The sequence below is a fragment of the Psychroflexus lacisalsi genome (genome assembly GCF_020164495.1).
In the GTDB taxonomy this organism is placed as follows: Bacteria; Bacteroidota; Bacteroidia; order Flavobacteriales; family Flavobacteriaceae; genus Psychroflexus; species Psychroflexus lacisalsi.
The window spans coordinates 1-284 of the sequence record NZ_JAIQYZ010000040.1; the positions used below are offsets into that span (position 1 = coordinate 1).

General features: G+C 61.3%; 1 protein-coding gene. It reads right to left on the reverse strand.

Going from position 1 to position 284, the window contains the following annotated elements; translation table 11 throughout:
- A partial coding sequence (locus LB449_RS13875; RefSeq protein ID WP_224455702.1) for an SDR family oxidoreductase occupies nucleotides 1-284 on the reverse strand: 284 nt, incomplete at both ends.

A 284-nucleotide genomic window follows, 5' to 3' on the forward strand; every position in this document is an offset into this window, starting at 1 on the left:
CTCGACAGGTCGCTCAGCAGATAGAGGCCGGCCCCGCCGACATCCTCGATCGTGACGTTGCGCTTGAGCGGCGAATTGAGCTCATTCCATTTCAGGATCAGGCGGAAATCGCCGATCCCCGAGGCCGCCAGCGTCTTGATCGGCCCGGCCGAGATCGCGTTGACGCGGATATTGTCGCGCCCCAGATCGACCGCGAGATATTGCACGCTCGTCTCCAGCGCCGCCTTGGCCACGCCCATCACATTGTAATGCGGTATGACCTTTTCCGCGCCATAATAGCTGAG